We start from the raw sequence: 1,620 nt of genomic DNA on the forward strand, positions 1-1,620 counted from the left end.
ACAATGACCGAGCGGCAGACCGGCTCGCGTTGAAGGTCCGCCGCTCTGGTTCGTTCAGATCACAAGGAACGAACATGACGTAATCGCGGGAGCGGTGGCCACCAAAGCTGTGGCGGCGATGTTCGGAGCTCTAGCCGGCTGGCTGTCCCCCGATAGGATGAAGAACGGGCTCACGATGGACACCGGGCCCAGGCATCGAACGGAGGACAGCCATGGAGCAGTATATCGGTCTCGACGTATCCATGAAAGAGACGGCAATTTCGATCCGGCAGGACGGCAAAAGGATGTGGCGGGGCAAGTGCGCGTCCGACCCGCAACTACTCGCGGCGCTGATCCGCAAGCGCGCACCCGATGTGCGGCGGGTGGTATTCGAGACGGGGCCGCTGTCCGTGTGGTTCTACCATGCGCTGATGGCAGAGGGGTGCCGGTGATCTGCATCGAGGCGCGGCATGCCAAGGCAGCGCTCGACATGGCCGCGAACAAGACCGATGCGAACGATGCCGATGGCCTGGCACATCTGGCCGAGGTCGGCTTCTACCGAGAGGTTCGGGTCAAAGGTTTCGACAGCATGCTGATCCGCACGCTGATCACCGCGCGGCGCCAGCTTCTCAAGATGCGTTTGCAGATATCCAACCAAATCCGCGGATTGATGAAGACGTTCGGCCTTGTCGTGCCCAAGGGCGCCGGCAGCGTGTTCGAGCGCAACGTTCACGACCTTCTGCAGGGCGAAGCAAAGCTGGCGCGCATCGTCGTGCCAATGCTTAGGGCATGGAGTGATATTCGATACCAGATAGCAGAGCTGAGCAAGCAACTGGCCGCGATGGCTCGTGAAGACCAGCACTGCCGTCTGCTCATGTCGGTGCCCGGTGTCGGCACCGTCACAGCCACCGCCTTTGCCGCGGCCGTGGAGGATCCGGCGAACTTCAGGAACTCGCGCGCCGTGGGCGCATGGGTAGGCCTGACCCCGAGACGCTACCAGTCCGGCGAAGTCGATAATGACGGCCATATCTCGCGCCGTGGCGACAATCAGTTGCGCGGACTGCTAAACGAAGCGGCCGCGGTCATCCTGAACCGGTCGACGGATACCAGCACCCTGCGAACCTGGGCGTTGGAGCTCAAAGAACGGCGCGGCTTCAAACGAGCCGCCGTGGCCCTGGCGTGCAAGCTGGCAGTGATCATGCATGCGATGCTCCGGACGGGCGAGCTGTTCGATCCGCACGGAGGAACGCCCGCCGCCGCCTGATCCTGCAGACGCTCGACCACGACGATTTCTTCAGGCCATTCAACCAATAGCGTTCTTACAGGACGCACCGAGCCGTCCCTGCCGGGACGTGGCTGAGATCATTCCGCGAAGCGGGAAGCAACTGCTTCGTTAAGCAGATTGCGCAACGAACATAGGAAGATCTCACCTGCGAAACTCATCCTGCGGCGATCTTTGCATCGACCGCGTAGACGACCCTGTACCCGGCATACGAACGAACGAGCATGGACAGAAAGGACGGCTGCCTTGCACTCACCCCCTTGACGGCCGAGCGATTAGACGACGCCCGCTAGACTAAGACTAGCTCCAGGGGGAGAGCAACGGCCAAAACTGGCATCCCGCTTGGAATCCAGTGCTTG

General features: G+C 61.7%; 1 pseudogene. It reads left to right on the forward strand.

The features are described from left to right. Positions 1-212 precede the first annotated feature (212 nt). Positions 213-1,243 (forward strand): annotated as a pseudogene (locus X760_RS73510) (IS110 family transposase). The last annotated feature ends 377 nt before the right edge of the window (positions 1,244-1,620 follow it).

Source organism: Mesorhizobium sp. LSHC420B00 (assembly GCF_000503055.1).
Taxonomy (GTDB): Bacteria; Pseudomonadota; Alphaproteobacteria; order Rhizobiales; family Rhizobiaceae; genus Mesorhizobium.